Here is a 944-nt window from a genome sequence, read left to right on the forward strand (position 1 = left end):
GCGGTGAAGCCGCATTCTGCCAGAACCGGTGCGGCATTTTCCAGCACATTCAGGAAGCCGTCATCAAAAGTCAGGACAGCAACCTTTCCGGATTTCTCACCCTTAATGTAAGGCATGGCATCCCGCACGGAGAGCCCCTGATAGCCGAGTTTTTTCAGCCAGCACATCTGACTTGCAAAGCGTTTTGGATGCACAAAAAGGCTGCGAAAAGGGACATTGCTTTCGACAGCTGCAATGTGGTGGTAGACGAGGATTGGAACTGTCATAGATAAATGCTTTTACTTTTCGGATCAGTGCGACGGGGTTTCAGTAGCCGTCAATATCAACATAATGCATGGATTTTTTGCCACGTGCTCCGTCGATAAAACCGACCAGACTGCCTAAATTCGCAGCAATCGTTAGCAGGCCTCTTTCGCGATAGATGGGCAGTAATAAGCTGCCGACAAGCACTTTATAAACACGCGAAAGAACAGATTTGAAGGTGCGCCATAAGGTGCCGTTTTTTTGGTTTTTCATGCGTTCCAGATGCACAGTTCTGGCATGGTCGCGATTGCGGCGATAATAATAGCTCAGTTTCAGGCGTGAAGCGGGAACGGTTTCATAGGCAATGGCGTGCGGTGTCCAACCGGTTTGGGCTCCAAGGGCTTTTGCCTCGGCCCATAGCTGCCAGTCTTCGCCGCCGGCCTGACCTAAAGCCGCGTCAAAGCGCAACCCAGATGAGCGGAAAAAATCGAGATTGCCCATCCAGCTGCCGGTAGCAAGTTTCAGTTGTCCGGCTTTGCCTTCATCGCGCTTTTTGATGGAGCGATTTTCAGCATTGCGGTTTACTTTATCGACACCTTGCCAGACAATTCTTTGCCAGAAGGACAAGTTACCTTCCGGCGGTGCAAAACGTACCGGTGCGCCGACAATATCAAGATTGTGGTGATCGCGTTCTTTCAGCA

General features: G+C 50.6%; 1 protein-coding gene and 1 pseudogene. Both read right to left on the minus strand.

Going from position 1 to position 944, the window contains the following annotated elements; all coding sequences use genetic code 11:
- Nucleotides 1–266: pseudogene (locus A918_RS0114430) on the minus strand (polysaccharide deacetylase family protein); the annotation flags it as partial.
- 40 nt (nt 267–306) lie between these two features.
- Nucleotides 307–944, minus strand: a 638-nt coding sequence (locus A918_RS22085; RefSeq protein ID WP_033316156.1) for a hypothetical protein, incomplete at its 5' end; no start/stop codon positions are given.

Source organism: Pseudochrobactrum sp. AO18b (assembly GCF_000409565.1).
Classification (GTDB): domain Bacteria; phylum Pseudomonadota; class Alphaproteobacteria; order Rhizobiales; family Rhizobiaceae; genus Pseudochrobactrum; species Pseudochrobactrum saccharolyticum.